Genomic DNA, 18,145 nt, shown 5'->3' with positions numbered 1-18,145 from the left:
TGTATTTCTGTGCTCATATGGCAAGAAGGGGCAATTGCGTTTTCATAGGATTATCCGGCAATGCATATCGAAAAGACAGCCTTGCAAGGCGTTGTCATTCTCACTCCTGCGCGCCACGGCGATGAACGCGGCTTTTTCTCCGAAAGCTGGAACAAAGCGCGGATGGAAGAAGCAGGTCTGAACTATGATTTTGTGCAAGACAATCACTCGTTATCTCAAGCAGCCGGCACCGTGCGTGGCCTGCATTTTCAAACGCCCCCCCACGCCCAGTCAAAGTTGATTCGCTGTGGCCAAGGTGCGTTGTTGGATGTTGCTGTGGATATCCGCCGCGGCAGCCCCACGTTTGGTCAGTGGGTTAGCGTCGAGTTAAGCGCGCAGAACGGCAAACAGTTGCTTGTTCCAGCAGGTTTCTTGCACGGCTTCGCAACCACCCTGCCCAATACCGAAATCATATATAAATGCACCGACTACTATGCGCCGGAATGTGATGCTGCCGTGCGGTACAACGATCCTGACATCGGCATCGACTGGGCGTTGGACACAGACATGCCTTTGCTGTCAGACAAAGACCGCACCGCGCCCACACTTTCACAAATTGATACACCGTTTACTTTTGAAGGACCCACATTATGAAAATTCTAGTTACTGGCGGTGCAGGATTCATCGGCTCGGCCGTGGTTCGCCTTGCAGTCGCGCGCGGCCACGAGATCGTCAATCTTGACTCGCTGACTTATGCGGCCTGCCTTGAGAACGTCGCCACCGTATCCGACAGCCCGCTTTACGCGTTTGAAAAGGCCGACATCCGTGACCGCGCCGCGCTGGACCGCGTGTTGGACACGCACAAACCCGATGCCGTCATGCACCTCGCCGCCGAAAGCCACGTTGACCGTTCCATCGACGGGCCCGGTGATTTCATCGAGACAAACATCACTGGCACCTACCACATGCTGGAAGCCGCGCGCGCCTATTGGATGGCACAGGGCAAACCTGACACGTTCCGCTTTCACCACATCTCTACGGATGAGGTCTTTGGCTCCCTTGGTGCCACGGGCATGTTCACCGAAGAGACATCCTATGATCCGCGCAGCCCCTACTCCGCCTCCAAAGCGGCCAGCGACCATCTGGTGCGCGCATGGGCCGAAACCTACGGCTTGCCTGTGGTGCTGACGAACTGCTCCAACAACTACGGCCCCTATCACTTCCCTGAAAAGCTGATCCCTGTGGTCATCCTGAACGCGTTGGCGGGCAAAGACCTGCCAATCTACGGCGATGGGTCCAACATCCGCGACTGGCTTTATGTTGAGGATCACGCCGACGCGCTGCTGTGCGTTCTGGAAAAGGGTGAGTTGAACCGCTCCTACAACATTGGCGGCGAAAACGAGCGCACCAATCTGGAACTGGTCAAAACGATCTGCGGCATTCTGGATCAAAAGCGCCCTCGCGATGCAGGCGCCTACGCTGATCTGATTACCTTTGTCACTGATCGCCCTGGCCATGATGCGCGGTATGCCATCGACGCCGGCCGCATCATCAAAGAACTGGGTTGGAAACCTTCCGTCACCGTTGAGGAAGGTCTGGAACGGACCGTGCAGTGGTATCTGGACAATGAAGATTGGTGGCGTGCGCTACAACAGCGTGATGGTGTTGGCGATCGTTTGGGCAAAACCGCGTGAAAACCCTCGTCTTCGGCAACACAGGTCAGGTCGCGACCGAATTACAGCACCACGTAGATGTGACTGCGCTGGACCGTGCAGCCGCAGATCTATGTGATCCTGCAGCCTGCGCTGCCGCGATCAAGGCACATGAACCTGATGTTGTGATCAACGCCGCCGCTTATACGGCTGTTGATCGTGCCGAAGACGAACCAGAACTGGCCCAGATCATCAACGCAGATGCCCCCGGTGCCATGGCGCAGGCCTGCGCCGATCTGGATATCCCGTTCCTGCACCTCTCTACTGATTACGTCTTTGATGGCAGTGGCACCGCCCCGTGGTCTGTAAATGATCCCATCGCGCCCTTGGGTGTTTATGGGCGAACCAAAGCCGCAGGCGAAGACGCTGTGCGCGCGGCAGGGGGTGCCCATGCAATCATACGCACCTCTTGGGTGTTCTCGGCGCATGGTGCTAACTTTGTTAAAACGATGCTGCGCCTGTCTGAAACCCGCGATGCGCTGAATGTGGTGGATGATCAGATCGGCGGACCAACCCCCGCCAGTGGCATTGCAGATACGCTGATGATCATGGCGCAGGCCATGGTTGCAGGCCAATCGGGCGGCACCTATCACTATGCTGGCGCCCCTACTGTCAGCTGGGCATGTTTCGCGCGCGAAACATTTTCAGCGGCTGGAAGAACGGTAACCGTGACAGGTATTCCCACATCCGAATACCCCACACCAGCAACCCGCCCTCTTAATTCCCGCCTCGATTGTTCATTATTAGAGACTGAATTCGGCATTACCCCGCCAGATTGGAAAAGCGATCTGGCCAAGATTACAAGTGAGATATTAGCATGACAGATACTCCCCAGAAGGCACGCAAAGGTATTATTCTAGCCGGCGGTTCCGGTACGCGGCTTTACCCCATCACCATTGGCGTCTCAAAACAGTTGCTGCCAATCTATGACAAACCGATGGTCTATTACCCTCTGTCGGTTCTGATGTTTGCAGGCATCCGCGAGATTGCCGTGATCACCACACCACAAGACCAAGAACAGTTTGAACGCACCTTGGGCGATGGCAGCCAATGGGGTCTCAAGCTCACTTATATTCCGCAGCCCTCACCTGACGGGTTGGCACAGGCCTATATTCTGGCCGAAGACTTTCTGGACGGCGCGCCAAGCGCGATGGTTCTGGGCGACAACATCTTCTTTGGTCATGGATTGCCCGAGCAGCTGGCCGAGGCAGATGCAAAAGACAGCGGCGGCACCGTGTTTGGCTACCGCGTGAATGATCCCGAACGTTACGGCGTGGTAGACTTTGCCGATGATGGCACTGTGCGTGCGATCATCGAGAAACCCGCAGTACCGCCTTCCAACTATGCGGTCACCGGCCTCTACTTCCTTGATGGCACGGCACCTGCCCGCGCCCGCAAAGTTGAGCCCTCCGAGCGCGGCGAGCTGGAAATCACTACACTGCTGGAAAGCTACCTGCATGACGGCAGCCTGACCGTACAACAGATGGGCCGCGGCTATGCATGGCTGGACACTGGCACACATGGCAGCTTGTTGGATGCTGGTAACTTTGTACGCACCCTCTCAAGCCGTCAGGGTCTACAGGTCGGGTGCCCCGAAGAGATCGCGTTTTCCAAAAGTTGGATCAGCCGTGAAGAACTGGCCGCCCAAGCCAAGAAATATTCAAAGAACACCTATGGTGCGTATTTGGCAGGCTTGTTGAAATAAGAAACGTTTCGCGCGCGAAACATCTAAAAAAGGCTCTAACTTAACTGTTAGGGCCTTTTTTTATTCTGAACGTTCCAACCATTGCAGCAAACGTGCGCGCAGATCAGGGGTTAAGGCAGGGCCGCTCAGCTCAATCCGGCCATCAGATTTATGCACCCGAACGCTTAGACCCGGCCGCAGATCACGGGCTGCATAGCCTGGCTTGGATGGGGTTTCTTCCGCCTGTTCCCCTGCATCAGAGGGGTGCTTTTGAACAAGTGTCTCAGATAGGATTTTCAGCTCTGCCTCGGCTGTTGCGGGCTTGCCTGTCTCTAGCGCACTGCGCAACCGTGCGGCCAGTCCTGCATCCTTTTCCAGACCCGCCGAAACCTGTAGACCCAGACGTTCTCCGATGGATTGCGGGAACAGCAAGGCGCCATCCAGCGCGCTCACCAGTGCCAAAAACGAACGTATCTTGGAGCGTTTGGCCCGTGACGCACTTCCAAAGAGACTTAATAGAGCCTGTTTAGGGGTGTCATAAACACCTTGATCTACCGCCTTGGCCGCGATGCGTGCGCGCTCAAAATAGCTTAGCCCGACGCGGATTTCGTTTTCCTCGACCATGGCAAGATACGCATCCGAAGCGTCATCGGGGCGGCGTTTGATGGCCAGTACCGTGCCATCACCCACACCTTCGGCATGCAATTGCGCCAGCGCCGTGCAGCGCCGCCAACCCGAGATCAGGCCATAGCCGCCATCAGCCAATGCCACAACTTCGATGGGGGTTTGCTGACCGCGCCCCCGCAGTGACGTGAGCAGGGCTTCCATGTCTTCGTCTTGTTGCGCGATGCGATCACGGACCAGATGATCCAATCTGATCTGCGCCAAGGGCAGGGGGACAATCATCCGACCTGCGGCTTGGGCGTCCTGCATCTCGCGGCTTAATTCTTCCAGCGCGGCGGTTGCAGACGCTTCAGAGGCGACATCGGCAATGGGCGCACGCATGCCTCCCAGAGGGGCCATTGATTTGGTCTCAGGGGCGGCCCCCAGAAAATCGGGGTTGGCAGGGGTTAGGCGACGGCGTTTGGCCATGGGGTATCTCCTGTTTCGGGCAGGCAGCAATCAGTGCCCTGAACCTCGGGGCACGGCATCACCATTTCATAAACGGTGCGCACGGTCATGGGGCGGCGGCCTGCGCGGCCAACTCATCGCGCCGCCATGCCCCAATGAGCAATTGTTTGAATGCCGCATAGGTTGCGTCAAATGTTTCGCGCCCCCGCACATAGGTTTCGCGGTTAAAGTCGCGGTAGTCGGCCTCGTAGATGCCTTGGACCTGTTCCCCCGCCTGTCCGATCAACGCGGTAAAATCCTGCCGGTGCGGTGACAGGGTGGTGCCCAGATAGCTTTGCATCAGTGCTGCCAGTTCAGCCTGCTGCGCGCCGTCATAGCGGGTGACCACCGCACGCACCGCGTCCCATTCAAAGTTCAGCCCTTCGCGCCCCAAGGCCCGCGCGGCCATGTTCTCGGCTTCCTCAATGGAACCAAAGGTGGCGTGCAGCATGTCAAAGAAACGGCCGGTGCTGTCGAACTCAAGGAAGGACGCGCCAAGGGGCACCAGCAGGATATCTGCCGCCGCCAATCCGTTGATGGTGAGATAGCCAAGGGCAGGGGGGGTATCGAGGAAAATCACATCGTATTTATCCAAAATGCCATCGGCCTCGAACATATCGGTAAGTGCGTCCCACAGTTTCCAACCGCGGGCTTGCATGCGCCAAACAGGCACCTGAAATTCTGCCCAATACAGATTAAGCTGGGCGCCGATCAGATCGATGTTGGGCCAATGGGTGCTTTGAATCAGGCTGTCGGTTTTAATCTCCAGCGCATCTGTCAGCGTGTCATCCAGCGGAATGGGCGTTTCACCGCGGTCCATGCGGCGCTGGTTTTCCTGCCGCAATTGCCCTGCATAGTGGCGCGCCATTAGCGGAAAGACGGTTTGCCATTCATCGTTGACCTTGCCGCCAAAGATCGAGGTCATAGACCCCTGACTGTCCAGATCAACAACCAGCACTTTGTATCCATCCAGCGCGGCAGACATGGCGAGGTGCGCCGCAGTGGAGGTCTTGCCAACGCCGCCTTTGAAGTTCGCAACAGCGACCAGTTTGGCAGGCAGGCCTTTGGGGCGGTAGGGCAGGTATTCTTTTGCCTTTGATCCTTCATGCCCGAAATGTGCACGCAGGCGCTGGACCTCATCCAGTGTAAACCACTTGGCCCCGCCGGCAGTTTCACTGGTGCCTTGGGGTAGGTCGGGGTTTTGCTTCAGGACACGGCGGAAGTGACCGGTCGCAACGGGGATCAAATAACGGGTAATCTCCCAAGTGGAAAAACGCCGCAGTATGCGGCCATGACCATCCTGTAGTCCACGGCTTTGCAAATCCTGGCGCCCTGTATCGCAGGCCTGTGCAATGGCTTGGAACTGGGCCGTTGTGGTAGGGTCCCCAAGAGAGGCGCAAGCCTGATCAGGATCAATATTGAAATAGGGGGGGAGATGACCCGTGGTATCTGAGGGCATGAAGTTTCCTGATGTTCTTGTTTATCTGCAATATACCCGAAAAGCGCACACATGGAAGAAAAGAGATTACATCCATACCTTTTTCTAAGCAAATCAGGGTTTTCAAACAGGAAATATGGGGTGTGTTTAAGCCAATCCGAAATTTTTCTAGTTATTAATTGGTTATTTATACGTTACGGGCTTTGAGGGCTTTGGCTAAGCTCTTTGATATTATAGCTGATTTTGGCTTTTTTCAAACAGTGGTGACTCTGAAACCCCGAAAAGGCGACTCCAATCCCACGTTCAGGTGACTCTGATCCCCCGCTCATCGTTCTGGACGCAGCCTGTGGATAACTCTAGGCTAGGTGTTACTGAAACCCCGAAAAGAATCGGGGGCATTATGCAGTGTGACATACGGGCAGCATATGACCTGTAGCGCGCTGGCGAGCAAAAATACCGATGCCGTAGGCGGCATTACACAGGCGAGGCGTAAGCCATGACAGACATATACACGGGCGCAATCCCTGCGTCTTCTAGTGGCTTGTTGCCCGACCGTCATCCGACGGCCGATTTCTTTGTGTGCGATGTATTTGATGCCGCGCCCAAGGATGATCTGGGCTCGATGGAGCATCCTATCTTTTCGCTCTCGACCCGTCCGGACCGGCGTATTTTGTCGTATGCCCATAACGGCACAACCATCGAAGTGGTGCCCTCTGTCAAAGGCCGCGCCACAATCCATGACAAGGATATTCTGATTTTCTGCATCAGCCAGTTGATGGCGGCGGTGAATGCGGGGCGGGCGATTTCGCGCAAGCTAACGCTTAAGGCGCATGACCTGCTGGTGGCCACAAACCGCGACACATCGGGGGATGCCTATACGCGCCTCAAGGATGCATTCGAACGGCTGGCAGGCACACGCATCACCACCAACATGGCGACGGGCGGCATCGAGACAACGCAGGGTTTTGGCCTGATCGATTCATGGGAGATCAAACGCCACACAAGAGGCGGGCGCATGATCTCGGTGAGTGTGACGTTAAGTGAATGGTTGTTCCGCGCGGTGCAGACAAAATCGGTTCTGACGCTGAACCGGGATTATTTTCGTCTGCGCAAACCGCTGGAGCGGCGGATCTATGAATTGGTGCGCAAGCATTGTGGCCGGCAGCGTGAATGGCGGGTGAGCGTCACCACCCTGCACAAGAAATCTGGATCAAGCGCGCCTGTGCGGGTGTTTCGTGCGGCCCTGCGCAAGATGATCATTGCCGCCCATTTACCCGATTACGAGATGGTAGAAGCATCAGGTGATTTGATGGTTTTCTCACGCCGCGCTGTGGTGTTGGAACCGGGGCTGGCCCCGCTTCTGAGCGCTAAAGCCCTAGAGGAAGCGCGTGCGCTGATCCCGGGAACAGATGTGTATGCGCTGGAAGCCGATTGGCGCAGCTATTGGGACCGCAACGGACAAGAAGTACTGCGCAATGCGGATCAGGCCTTTTTGGGTTGGGTGCGCAAACGGGCAAGCCAGACAGAGTGATCTCTGCTCTCCTGCGTGGGGGATTAGGGCAGGCCCAAAGTGTCAAAAACATCGCGCATGATTTGCTGTGTCGGAGTATCCCCGCGCATCAGTGTAATCGCATCAGATGCCTGAGCCGCGATCAGCGCATGTGTGTCGCCGTTGTGGGACAGAACCACATCGACACTGCGCAATGCGGCCAGATCATACTCTGACATTTTGGGCGGCGTGCCTTGTGGGATTTCCAAACCTTTGGGGGTCAGGATCAGCTGTGCCAGCGGATGGGCCGCGCGAATGACTGCGGCCACTTCATGTACCAAAGGACACCCTGAGAGATGAAAGGCGTCAAACGTACGTGCGTGGCCCTCAATAAAGGTCTGGAAGCCAGTGTGAAACGCAGGGGTGATCACTTCGACACCTGAGGCTTCCAGCGCTGTGACTTGGGCATCGCGCAAGGGGGGACCCTGCGGGATGACGGTCACTTTATACCCCAGCGATTGGACCTGTGTGATCTGCTGAACATCCGGCGCGGTGGCGGCTATGAACAGGACGCGGCCAGCAATGTTATAGTCTTTGTCCAGATCCACGGTTTCGGGTGTTTTTGGGGCGCTGTGCGCAGGTGCGTTGTTGGAGCAATAGACCACCGATGCGGGCACATACCATGCGCCGTACCCCGCAGCGCGCAGGTGTGCTGCCATGTCTGCGGCTTCCATGTCCGCCGCTGCCATTTCGTGCAGGTCCGGCTGCGCCTCCCACAAGGTTTTGGGCATCATCACAGCTGTGCGCGGCAGGTATTCAACCTGACGGGCATAAGAAACGCGTGGGTCGCGGGGGGGGTAACCCTGACCGTAAGCCAGCGCCGTACCATCCGGTGTGACAAGGCCACCAGCGCTGTGCAGGCTGCCGTCATATCCCAGCAGTTTTGCCCCCGTCATCCCGACATTATCAAAGCGCCCGAAGGCGTCCATCAGCGCATCAAGCCAGCCTGATGTGACTTCTGTTGCGCTGTCGAGCAGGGCAATATGGGTGCCGCGCGCCACAACCTGCGCCATATCGGGCAGGACGTTAATGCCGCTGATCAGGTCGCTCAGTTCTGGCGCGTCTCCGACCACAATCCGTTCTGGTGCGTCTCCGATCACAATGATTTCGGCGCTGGCCGCGTTCCACGCCAGCAAGACAGCGGCAAGGCAGGCATAGGTCACCTGCACGTCGGGGTGGGCGGTGATCACGATGGACACATCAGGGGCGGCAACGGGGGCAAAGTGCAGCGGTTTCAGGACGCGTAGGCTGGCCTCGGCTTCCAGTGCCTCAAGTGCGATGTGCAGCTGGGGCAGGAGGGTCACATCAGCCGGAGCGGCAAGATGTTTGCGCAAGGCGTCAAAGCGGGCAGGCAGATCGTGGCCCATATGACCGGTTGCGGGGGGCGCTGTGCGGGGCAGTTGCGCAGTGGGTGCACACCAATGCCGCCACAGGGCAAACGTGCCCGAGGCATCGCGCAGTTCGATGAACAAAGACTCGCCAGCCAGATAGGCCGTGGGGATGCGCAGGCGGGTCTTGCCCTGTTCCAGTGTGAGGGCAAACCCGGGCACGCCGTTAAGCCAGACACTGGTGGTCAGCGCGCTGTCTGCATGGAGGTCCAGCATGTGACCATGATCCTCAAGCAGTGTAATTGAGCACGCAGGCACCGACAATAAAACCGTATGCGCGCTGCCCTGTACCAAAGTCACATCGCGGGCTTGCGTGCCAAAGGTAGTAGGAAGCTGGGCGTGATACCAAAGCGCATCTGCACGCGGTTTTTGGGATGAGGTCACAGCAGGGGTAAGCATTGTGGGCGCGTTCACGGCGCGCAAACGCGGACGTGCGATGAAAAACACAGCAGGTTGTTCTTGGCTGGTTTCAAATGTTTCCTCGCAATCAACGCGCAGCTCCAGATGCAGAGGGTGCGTGCTTGGCGGGATTTCGATGGTGATGGGTTGATAGGCGTCAGATTGGTTTCCGCCAAAGCAGGCAGTCTCAAACCCACAGCGTAGTTCCTGCACAACATGGCCAAACATGTCTGACAGGACAATCACAAGGTCACCCTTGCCGCGGTGCACAGCCAAATTGGCACTAAACACCTGCGGCCCGTCATCAGGGGCGAGATGCATGCGCCCGCTGAGAAAGATAGACTGTGTCCGTGCTGCAAAATCAGGGATCACGCGCAGGGTGGGCCAGCCATCAACCTGCCAATCCTCCAACCCGTTCACTTGTTGATAGGCAGTTTTTGTATCTACGGCATGTAGGGGAAAGGCCTGTGTGACGTGATCACGTGGGGGAGTGCCGGCCATCAAGGTTAGGGGCACCTGCGCACCATCGCTTTGAATGGCAGCATTGGCAGTGATGTTTTTACCTGCGGCCTTGAGATAGACATGCCCGGCAATGACAAACGCCTGCGCTATTTTTGGGCTGCGCAAAAAGGGCAACGGCATAAGGGATGTCTCCGTAGAAGGGGGAAGGGCCGAAGGGGCGGTGTTTTCCAGCCCGAGGGCCGCGCGCCTGTGGCTGGCCAGCGCGTGATAGGAGGCTATGATCTGTCGCTGCGCGGGCAGGGGCATTTGGGTGATGAAAGTCTTCATGTTCTGGGCGGCTTCGGCATTATCATAGCCACGGCCCTGCGGGTGATGCACAGGGTACGACATATCGCGCACCGCTATTTTGTGATGTTTGGTGATCTCATGCAGGGCAACCCAATCAATGCCCCACCCTAGATTATTGCCCGTATAATCTAGGGCGCGCAGGGCAGGGTACAGATCGGGATGCAGAGCCCAAACAATACCGTCTGTCTGGGCTACTTTCATCAGATTGGTGTGTGCCACCATTCCCTGTCCCACGATATGCGCAGGCCATGGGGTCCAGTTGATATCAGGAATCCACAGGCCAACGTCAGGGTGTTGTTCAAAACAGGCAACGCAGCCTGCGGCCAGCGCGGGCCAGTCATCGCTGTGGGTGTCAGCCTGAATTTGCAGCATCACCTCATCGGGTCCCACCAAATCCAGCGAGGCGCGAAACTTGCGCCCGAAATACCAGCTTTGCGGTACAGACACCCATGTTCCTGGTCCGGTCTCGGGGGTGTTCTCTGGGTTTGAATAGATCACGCTGACCTTGCCCACGGACCCGTTCAGTGCAGTTGCGATGGCATGTGCCTTGTCGCGATACCCTTCCCAGCTGATGATAACGACATGGAGGCGCAGTGGCATTGGAATATCCTGACGGGGTGGCTTTGTGTGGTCTATCCTACCCTGCCAATGCACGCAATTCTGTGGACACGGGCAAGGGGCGGGAACTCCCTGCTTGAAGGGGAGCAGTCGGCAGTTTACCCAAGATCATGCTGTGGTATGGTTGGGTGATGAACAGACTTAACAGCAGGTTAAGGGAGATTTTATGACTGATACGGTATATCCGCTGCTTTTATGCGGGGGATCTGGCACTCGGCTTTGGCCTTTGTCGCGCAAAAGCTACCCCAAACAGTTCGCCAAGTTCACGGGCGAGACCAGTTTATTCCAAAGCTCGGCACAAAGAGTGTCGGGCCCGGGGTTTGGTGCGCCGATTATTATCACGGGGTCTGATTACCGTTTTGTGGTGACAGAACAGCTGGCCGCGATTGAGACAGGTGCGTTGGCCACATTGATTGAACCTGCCGCGCGCAACACAGCACCGGCCGTGTTAGCGGGCGCATTGGCGCTGGAGGCACAGCAGGGCGGGGCGGATACGTTAATGCTGGTTGCCCCTTCGGATCATGTGATCGAAGACGCATCCCTGTTTCGCGCCGCAGTAAAAGCGGCAATCCCCACTGCACGCAGCGGGCAACTTGTTACTTTTGGTATTTTCCCCACCCGCCCTGAAACGGGGTATGGCTGGCTGGCATTGTCCAAGGATTTAGAACCAGGTCTGGCCCCTGTGGCTCAGCCGCTCAAAGGATTTGTCGAAAAACCCGATGCGGCCACGGCGCAGGCGCTGGTGGAGGGCGGCAAACATCTGTGGAACGCAGGCATTTTCCTGTTCACCACCCGCACTTTGATTGCAGCGTTTGAGGCGTATGCTCCCCAGATGTTGGAGATCACACGCCAAGCGCTGGCTGAGGCGGAACAGGATTTGCATTTCACCCGTCTTGCGCCCACCCCGTGGCTGACGCTGGAAGACGATTCAATTGATTATGCGATTATGGAAAAGGCCAACAACCTAAGTGTGGTGCCCTACGGTGGTGCGTGGTCCGATCTGGGCAGTTGGGAGGCCGTCTGGCGGGATGGAACGCAGGACGCCGACGGTGTTGTGACCACCGATGGCGCAACCGCGATCAACTGCCGCAATACGCTGTTGCGCTCTGAGGATCCCAATCAAGAACTGGTGGGCATCGGATTGGAAGACATTGTGGCCATCGCCATGCCTGATGCTGTTTTGGTGGCGCACCGTGACCAGACTCAACAGGTCAAACAGGCGGTGGCGATACTCAAAGCCAAAGGGGCATCGCAGGCCGAGACACTGCCGCGCGACTATCGCCCATGGGGCTGGTTTGAGAGCCTTGTTGTTGGCGATCGTTTTCAGGTGAAACGCATCGTGGTGCACCCCGGCGCAGCATTGTCACTGCAAAGCCATCATCACCGCGCGGAACACTGGATTGTGGTCGAGGGCACCGCGCAGGTTACGGTTGATGATACCGTTAAGTTAGTGTCTGAAAACCAGTCGATCTATGTGCCCTTGGGCGCGGTCCACCGGATGGAGAACCCCGGCAAAGTGCCGATGGTTCTCATTGAGGTACAAACAGGCAGCTATCTGGGCGAGGATGACATCATCCGCTACGAAGATGTCTATGCCCGCGGTCAAGGCGCCAAAGGCTAGCGGTTAAACTAACTGTTCTGCCTGCTCCAGTTCTTCTGGGGCGGGGGGAACAAACCGCAGATCGATCCAGCGCTCAGCGGGAATGTCGCAGGCCTCGCCTGCTGTCCAACCACCATCCCAGACGGGGGTGCTGGTGTGCAGGGTCAGAACTGCGGCGTCAGCATCATATTCAAGATCGACAAAAATTTGACGGTTGCCGTTGATGTCACGCGGGATTTCAACCGACCAGCCTTCTTGTGCCAAAGGCGCGACACCGCTCAGGCTGTAATGACCTGTGCCATGCTTTTCAAACGATGCGCCAACAGGTTCCACCGGTTCTGCGTGGCGGGTGTCAAACAGTTGCACAATCGGGCTGGCGGCGCGCAAAAAGCCGTTGGCGTCTACGGTTGTATTGGCCGTGTTCCAGAACGTGCGCCATGGCTGCCAGCCGCCCGCACTGGTCCGGTAGCGGCGCATGAACAGCTTGTCGTCCAACACATTGGTGAACAATTGTACAAAATCACCAAAGTTAGAGCCGAAAATGATCACATGACCCCATGCCAGAGTGGTCGGGAAAGTGCCAACCGTCAGAGGGGCCGTTGTGCGATACTGCCCAAAGGGGATGTCAATTGCGTCGATGTCAGTGATCACAGGAGCGATTGTCGCGCCTAGACCAAAATCACCAACCTTCATGAGCCGGCCCGGCGTTGCGTCCGCCGTGCTTTGTGTGACGGCCGTCCCTGTGATTGCGCCTGTCACATCTAGGCCTGCGGGCGCTTGGGCCTGACCACTGGCCGGATCAAACAGCAAGCCGGTGTTCCATGTGAACCCATCTGCGCTAAGCTTGATTTCAAAGGCATCGCCGCCCGCGGTGCCCATCTCGGCACGACCTGAAAAACCAGTCTGGAACAGCAGGCTTGCAGTGTCTGTGGCCGCAGCCTTGTTCACTTTGATCTGGTGGCCTGCCCCGTCATTATTGAACAGGCTTGCTTCTGAGGCGACAACCAGCCGGTTGAAGGCATCATAAGACGCGTTGATACCGACCCCATCGATGCCTGTCAGTGCGCCAATCGCAGGAGCCTCCCACGCGGTGCCTGTCCAGATCAGTGTGGCATTATCGCTGATATCAACGGCCTGCCAGCCTGTGGCGGGCGCAATGAACAGCCATGCACCATTCACAAAGGCGGCTAATGTATCTGGTTGGTCTGTCCAGTCGCCCGTAGGGCTGGCGCCTAGTGCCCAAACCTGTCCTTCTTGCGGGGTTGCTGGGGGTGTATTCTGATCTACTCCCTCCAGCGTCAACTGTGCCAACACATCAAGGCGCAACAACGCCTCGTTGTGCGTGACGTGTTTTTGCGCCTGTGCAGGCGCGATATATGGCAAAGACAGACGGGGGGATGTGTCAGACATGAGGGCAATTCTCCAGGCAAATGCATGGTGGCAACCTTGTGGAAAATTGCTTAATGCCGCCGGACCAGACTGTGCGTTGCCTGTTGCATGCCGTGTGTGTGCAAGGTTTTGGCCTTGTTAGACTGTAGTTTGATCGCCAAAGCGCTCTAGAAACTGGGGCACCATATCCAGCGCTTCGCGGATGGTGACATCCATATCCAGATAACGATAGGTCCCCAGACGCCCGACAAAGCTGACGCCGTCGTTCGCCTGTGCCAGTGCTTCGTATTCGCCCAGCAGGGCCTTTTCTTCAACCAAACGGATCGGGTAATAGGGAATGTCATCAGGGCCGCATGCCCGCGCAAATTCGCGGTAACACACGGTGCCTGCATGGGTTTCCCAAGGGGCAAAATGCTTGTGCTCGGTGATGCGGGTGTAGGGCACATCACGTGCGCCATAGTTCATCACCGCACAGCCCTGATAATCGCCCTCTGCAGTGAACCGTTCAAAATCCAACGTACGGTAGCCCAGCCGTCCTAGACGGTAATTGAAATAGCTGTCTAGCGGACCGGACCAGATCATATGATCTGCGCGGGCTTCCATCTCGGGGGTGAATGCCGTGTCCAGATGCACATCGATGTTTGGGTGATCCAGCATCGCCTCAACCATGGCGGTATAGCCCTGCTCGGGCATGCCCTGAAACTGGTGATTGAAGTAATTATCATCATAGTTAAACCGCAGCGGCAGACGCTTGAGGATCGATGCCGGCAGTTGCGTGGGTGAACATCCCCATTGTTTTTCCGTATAGCCGCGGAAAAACGCATCATAAAGGTCACGTCCTACAAACCGCAGCGCCTGTTCCTCAAAGCTTTGGGGGTCAGTGATAGAGGTATCTGCCTGCGTTTCCTCGATAAAGGCGCGTGCAGCGTCAGGGCGCATGGTTTTGCCAAAAAACTGATTGATCGTATGCAGGTTCACGGGGAGCGAATAAACCGCACTGCCGACCGTGCTTTTGACGCGGTTGCGGTAGGGCAGGAACTGCGCAAATGCGTTCACGTAATCCCAGACCTGCACATCATCGGTGTGAAAAATATGGGGCCCGTAGACATGCACCAATACGCCCGTTTCGGGGCAGCGCTCGGTATGGCAATTGCCCGCCACGTGCGAGCGGCTGTCGATCACAGTAATTTTATGACCTGCCTGTGCCAGCTCACGCCCCAATACGGCGCCGCTCAATCCTGCGCCTACAATCAGAAAATTCATATTAGGGTCCTTCAAATTGCACGCATGATGCCTGCGCATAGCATTAAAACGGGTCCAGCGAAATACCTGTAAAACCTGCGAAAAATACACCTAAATCTTGATGCAAAAACCTCAAAAATCAAAGGTAAACGGCACTGTTTAGCCTTTTTTAAGGCCTCAGTTTCCCGCCTTGCCCACCCAAACCTAGTCACATGCGCGATGTGGGGCGGATGATATGTATTTTGAATATAAACAACGGGTAGGTGCAGGCGATATTGATCTGGATGGCGATATTCGCGATCTGGAGGTAATCCATCTGACCTCAGGCAGTTTCCTGGTGTCCTCAACCGGGCTTAACGGGGGGCTTGTCTCTTATCATCTGGGGGGAAATGGCCAGGTCACCGAAGTGGGGGATACTGTCTATTTCTCGCAAGAGTCCGGATCACAAATCCGCGGGACATTTGATACTCTTGTCGAAGGCTCCAGCGCGCTGGTTGTCCTGGCCGGCGGGATCGAAACAGCGACGGCGCAATACGGGCTGACCTCAAACGGCGACCTATTGGGGGGCGCGACCACTGCATCCGGTCAAAGCGCACAGGCCGTCAGTGTTACGCGCCTTGGGGGAAACATAGTCTATTACGTGGCCTTTGAGGGAACGGGGCGCGTCTTGCGCAATATTGTGGGCGTATCTGCCGAATGGGAGCAAACGACCTTGGATGGTGTCACGGCGTTTGATAGCGTCCAAGTCGGGAATGCGCAGTTCATGTTGACCACGCAATACGGCACCCAAGGCATCAGTAGCTACAGGATGAACGCGACAACTGGTGCGTTGACCCATGTGGCTGATATGGGGGCAGAACAAGGGCTGGGCATCAATGCCCCCACCAGTTTTGAAACCGTCACAGCCTTTGATAAAACATGGGTCATTATGGGCAGTGCAGGCACCTCCACGCTGAGTGTGCTGGAGATGTCAGCGAGTGGGCAATTTACGGTTGCCGACCAGATTATGGATACCCTTGAGACACGGTTTGGCGGGGTGCAATCAGTGTCCGTGGCCCAAGTCGGTGACCGCGTTTTTGTGGTGGCCGGCGGCTCAGATGATGGGCTGAGCTTGTTTACTTTGATGCCCGACGGGCGGCTAATTCATCTTGAAACAATTCCCCACACCACAGGCGCAGGCCTGATGAATGTGGGAGAGATTGAGACCTCCGTTATTGGATCGGGGCTTCAGATATTTGTGAGCAGTGGAACGGATTCAGGGATTACACGGTTTTGGGTTGATCTGGCCGACCTCGGAGTGGTCCAGCGTGGCGATACAAACGGGGCAAGCAACCAACAAGGCACAGCAGGTGATGATCTGTTGGTGGCAGGCCAAAGCGATACAGTTTCAGGTGGTGCGGGGGATGACATCATCCTAGGGGCGCAAAATGCGCGGCTCAGCGGGGGGGCAGGTGTCGACCGTTTCGTAATGTCCGAGACAGGTGGCACAAGCTACATTCTTGATTTTACCTCTGGTGAGGACATCCTAGATCTGTCGTCCTATTTCATGCTGCGTTCGGTTGAGCAGGTGACTGTCAGCAGCAGTTCTTCTGGGGCGCGGGTGTCTTTGCGTGACACGGTAATCGAAGTGCGCTCTTCGAACGGATTGTCGCTGAACCGCGATGATTTGTTTGGTGATGTTTTTGACTGGGCCGATCGTATCCCCATTCTTGAGCGGACCATTGATACGACACCTGTCCCCACACCAACGCCGACACCAGAGCCCGAACCAGAGCCTACACCAGGGCCAGATACGACGCCTGATCCAGAGCCAGATCCCACACCGGTGCCAACGCCGACACCTGATCCAGAACCAACGCCTGTCACCCCATTGGTCATTTCAGGGGGCGCAGGTGCTGACCGCATCACCGGAGACATCCTAAATGACAGGTTAAGCGGGGGCACCGGGGCGGACAGTTTGTATGGGGGTGCCGGAGATGATGTGCTGCTTGGCGGCAGCGGAAACGACTTGGTTTACGGAGATGTTGGCGACGACTGGATCGCGGGTGAAACGGGCGATGATGTGCTTGATGGGGCTGCGGGCTCGGACATTGTGCGCGGCGGCGACGGGTGGGATCTGGTTGTCGGGGGGGCGGGAAATGATACGCTTTATGGGGAGGATGGGCGCGATACGCTCCGCGGCGGCGACGGGAACGACTTACTCTGGGGCGGTGAAAACCATGACACGCTGTATGGCGATGCCGGGAGCGATACGCTCTATAGCGGGGCGGGCAATGACCTGTTGGATGGTGGCAGTGACGCGGATTTTGTACAGGGCGGCGATGGTGTCGACCTGATCGCAGGTGGGACGGGGAATGATACGCTGTACGGCGATGCAGGCACGGACACCTTGCGCGGCGGCGAGGGAAACGATCTTGCGTGGGGCGGAGCAGATAACGACCTCATTGAAGGCGACGAAGGTGCGGATACGCTCAATGGTGGCTTTGGCGATGATCTGATGCGGGGCGGCGATGCGGCTGATGGTGTCTGGGGCGATCAGGGCAATGACACGCTGTATGGTGATGACGGCAATGATACGCTTGGCGGTTTTTTCGGGGATGATCTGTTTTTTGGCGGTGACGGCAATGATGTTGTCTGGGGTAACTTGGGCGATGACCGTGGTTGGGGTGGGAAGGGCAACGACTCGTTAGGCGGGGGTGACGGCTATGACCTTCTGTATGGCGATGACGGCAATGATCTGGTGTGGGGTGGGTCGGATGAGGACACGCTCAGCGGGGGCGACGGCAGTGATACCGTTGGCGGGTTCTTTGGTGATGACATCATGAAGGGTAACGACGGAGATGACTTTGTCTGGGGTAACACGGGTCGTGACACTCTTTATGGGGATAATGGTAATGACCTGTTGGGCGGGGGTGACGGCAATGATGTGCTGTATGGAGGGAATGGCGATGATGACTTGCGCGGGGATTCAGGCAACGACACGCTGTATGGCGGTTCGGGTGCGGATCAATTTTATTTCCGCTTTGACCAGCCTGGTTCGGACCGGATCAAGGATTTCCAGATTGGCATTGATGTGATTATGATCGACGTGCTGCCGCGCAAGTACCGAGATTTAGACATGCGCCAGAAGGGCAATGATGTGGTCATCACGCTGCCCGACATCGAGATCAGGATAGAAGATATTAATCTGAACGATCTGGACAGTGGAGATATTTTGTTCGGCTGAA

The 18,145-nt window shown here is 56.8% G+C and carries 12 protein-coding genes; 7 read left to right on the top strand and 5 right to left on the bottom strand.

Annotated features, from left to right (window positions below; all coding sequences use genetic code 11):
• The first annotated feature begins 60 nt into the window (after positions 1 to 60).
• Genes rfbC through rfbA form a run of 4 tightly spaced genes read left to right on the top strand, consistent with a single transcriptional unit; the run spans position 61 to position 3,396 of the window.
• A complete protein-coding gene (gene rfbC, locus V7775_RS22370; protein WP_335754157.1) occupies positions 61 to 633 on the top strand; it encodes a dTDP-4-dehydrorhamnose 3,5-epimerase in 573 nt (190 codons plus the stop codon).
• Entirely contained in the window at positions 630 to 1,673 is a 1,044-nt protein-coding gene (gene rfbB / locus V7775_RS22365; protein WP_335754156.1) for a dTDP-glucose 4,6-dehydratase, read from the top strand. Before rfbC ends, rfbB begins: the two co-directional genes overlap by 4 nt.
• Positions 1,670 to 2,512, top strand: a complete 843-nt coding sequence (rfbD, locus tag V7775_RS22360; protein ID WP_335754155.1) for a dTDP-4-dehydrorhamnose reductase — start codon at positions 1,670 to 1,672, stop codon at positions 2,510 to 2,512. The genes rfbB and rfbD overlap by 4 nt, the downstream gene beginning before the upstream one ends.
• A complete protein-coding gene (rfbA, locus tag V7775_RS22355) occupies positions 2,509 to 3,396 on the top strand; it encodes a glucose-1-phosphate thymidylyltransferase RfbA (protein WP_335754154.1) in 888 nt (295 codons plus the stop codon). The genes rfbD and rfbA overlap by 4 nt, the downstream gene beginning before the upstream one ends.
• Positions 3,397 to 3,456: 60 nt before the next feature.
• On the opposite strand, the gene V7775_RS22350 is transcribed toward rfbA, so the two are convergent.
• The gene (locus V7775_RS22350) at positions 3,457 to 4,467 is read right to left on the bottom strand and encodes a ParB/RepB/Spo0J family partition protein (RefSeq protein ID WP_335754153.1); all 1,011 of its coding nucleotides are present in this window, start codon (positions 4,465 to 4,467) and stop codon (positions 3,457 to 3,459) included.
• 85 nt (positions 4,468 to 4,552) lie between these two features.
• Positions 4,553 to 5,944 (bottom strand): AAA family ATPase, encoded by a 1,392-nt coding sequence (locus tag V7775_RS22345; RefSeq protein ID WP_335754152.1) that lies wholly within the window; start codon positions 5,942 to 5,944, stop codon positions 4,553 to 4,555.
• 475 nt (positions 5,945 to 6,419) lie between these two features.
• Here V7775_RS22345 and V7775_RS22340 point away from each other — a divergent pair, with 475 nt between their 5' ends.
• The gene (locus tag V7775_RS22340) at positions 6,420 to 7,454 is read left to right on the top strand and encodes a replication initiator protein A (protein ID WP_335754151.1); all 1,035 of its coding nucleotides are present in this window, start codon (positions 6,420 to 6,422) and stop codon (positions 7,452 to 7,454) included.
• Between the two features lie 23 nt (positions 7,455 to 7,477).
• On the opposite strand, the gene V7775_RS22335 is transcribed toward V7775_RS22340, so the two are convergent.
• Positions 7,478 to 10,669 (bottom strand): hypothetical protein, encoded by a 3,192-nt coding sequence (locus V7775_RS22335; RefSeq protein WP_335754150.1) that lies wholly within the window; start codon positions 10,667 to 10,669, stop codon positions 7,478 to 7,480.
• 184 nt (positions 10,670 to 10,853) lie between these two features.
• On the opposite strand from V7775_RS22335, the gene V7775_RS22330 reads away from it, so the two are divergent.
• A complete protein-coding gene (locus V7775_RS22330) occupies positions 10,854 to 12,308 on the top strand; it encodes a mannose-1-phosphate guanylyltransferase/mannose-6-phosphate isomerase (protein ID WP_335754149.1) in 1,455 nt (484 codons plus the stop codon).
• Between the two features lie 3 nt (positions 12,309 to 12,311).
• Here the strand turns inward: V7775_RS22330 and V7775_RS22325 are convergent, their stop codons facing one another.
• Entirely contained in the window at positions 12,312 to 13,697 is a 1,386-nt protein-coding gene (locus tag V7775_RS22325) for a DUF2793 domain-containing protein (protein ID WP_335754148.1), read from the bottom strand.
• 117 nt (positions 13,698 to 13,814) lie between these two features.
• The gene (gene glf, locus V7775_RS22320) at positions 13,815 to 14,939 is read right to left on the bottom strand and encodes a UDP-galactopyranose mutase (protein WP_335754147.1); all 1,125 of its coding nucleotides are present in this window, start codon (positions 14,937 to 14,939) and stop codon (positions 13,815 to 13,817) included.
• A 214-nt stretch (positions 14,940 to 15,153) separates the two neighbouring features.
• Between glf and V7775_RS22315 the strand changes: the two genes are divergently transcribed.
• Positions 15,154 to 18,144 carry a calcium-binding protein gene (locus tag V7775_RS22315; protein ID WP_335754146.1) on the top strand — a complete coding sequence of 997 codons (2,991 nt, stop codon included), beginning with the start codon at positions 15,154 to 15,156 and terminating at the stop codon, positions 18,142 to 18,144.
• The last annotated feature ends 1 nt before the right edge of the window (position 18,145 follow it).

The sequence above is a fragment of the Sulfitobacter sp. genome, assembly GCF_036960155.1.
Taxonomy (GTDB): Bacteria; Pseudomonadota; Alphaproteobacteria; order Rhodobacterales; family Rhodobacteraceae; genus Sulfitobacter.
Note: the sequence above shows the minus strand (reverse complement) of the source record. Positions and strands in the feature narration are given on the sequence as shown.

Bases quoted from the DNA above. Each gene is read 5' to 3' on its own strand.
- V7775_RS22330 (WP_335754149.1), top strand. From the start codon at position 10,854: ATGACTGATACGGTATATCCGCTGCTTTTATGCGGGGGATCTGGCACT.
- V7775_RS22345 (WP_335754152.1), bottom strand. From the start codon at position 5,944: ATGCCCTCAGATACCACGGGTCATCTCCCCCCCTATTTCAATATTGAT.
- V7775_RS22340 (WP_335754151.1), top strand. From the start codon at position 6,420: ATGACAGACATATACACGGGCGCAATCCCTGCGTCTTCTAGTGGCTTG.
- rfbC (WP_335754157.1), top strand. From the start codon at position 61: ATGCATATCGAAAAGACAGCCTTGCAAGGCGTTGTCATTCTCACTCCT.
- V7775_RS22335 (WP_335754150.1), bottom strand. From the start codon at position 10,669: ATGCCACTGCGCCTCCATGTCGTTATCATCAGCTGGGAAGGGTATCGC.
- V7775_RS22315 (WP_335754146.1), top strand. From the start codon at position 15,154: ATGTATTTTGAATATAAACAACGGGTAGGTGCAGGCGATATTGATCTG.
- rfbA (WP_335754154.1), top strand. From the start codon at position 2,509: ATGACAGATACTCCCCAGAAGGCACGCAAAGGTATTATTCTAGCCGGC.
- glf (WP_335754147.1), bottom strand. From the start codon at position 14,939: ATGAATTTTCTGATTGTAGGCGCAGGATTGAGCGGCGCCGTATTGGGG.
- V7775_RS22350 (WP_335754153.1), bottom strand. From the start codon at position 4,467: ATGGCCAAACGCCGTCGCCTAACCCCTGCCAACCCCGATTTTCTGGGG.
- V7775_RS22325 (WP_335754148.1), bottom strand. From the start codon at position 13,697: ATGTCTGACACATCCCCCCGTCTGTCTTTGCCATATATCGCGCCTGCA.
- rfbB (WP_335754156.1), top strand. From the start codon at position 630: ATGAAAATTCTAGTTACTGGCGGTGCAGGATTCATCGGCTCGGCCGTG.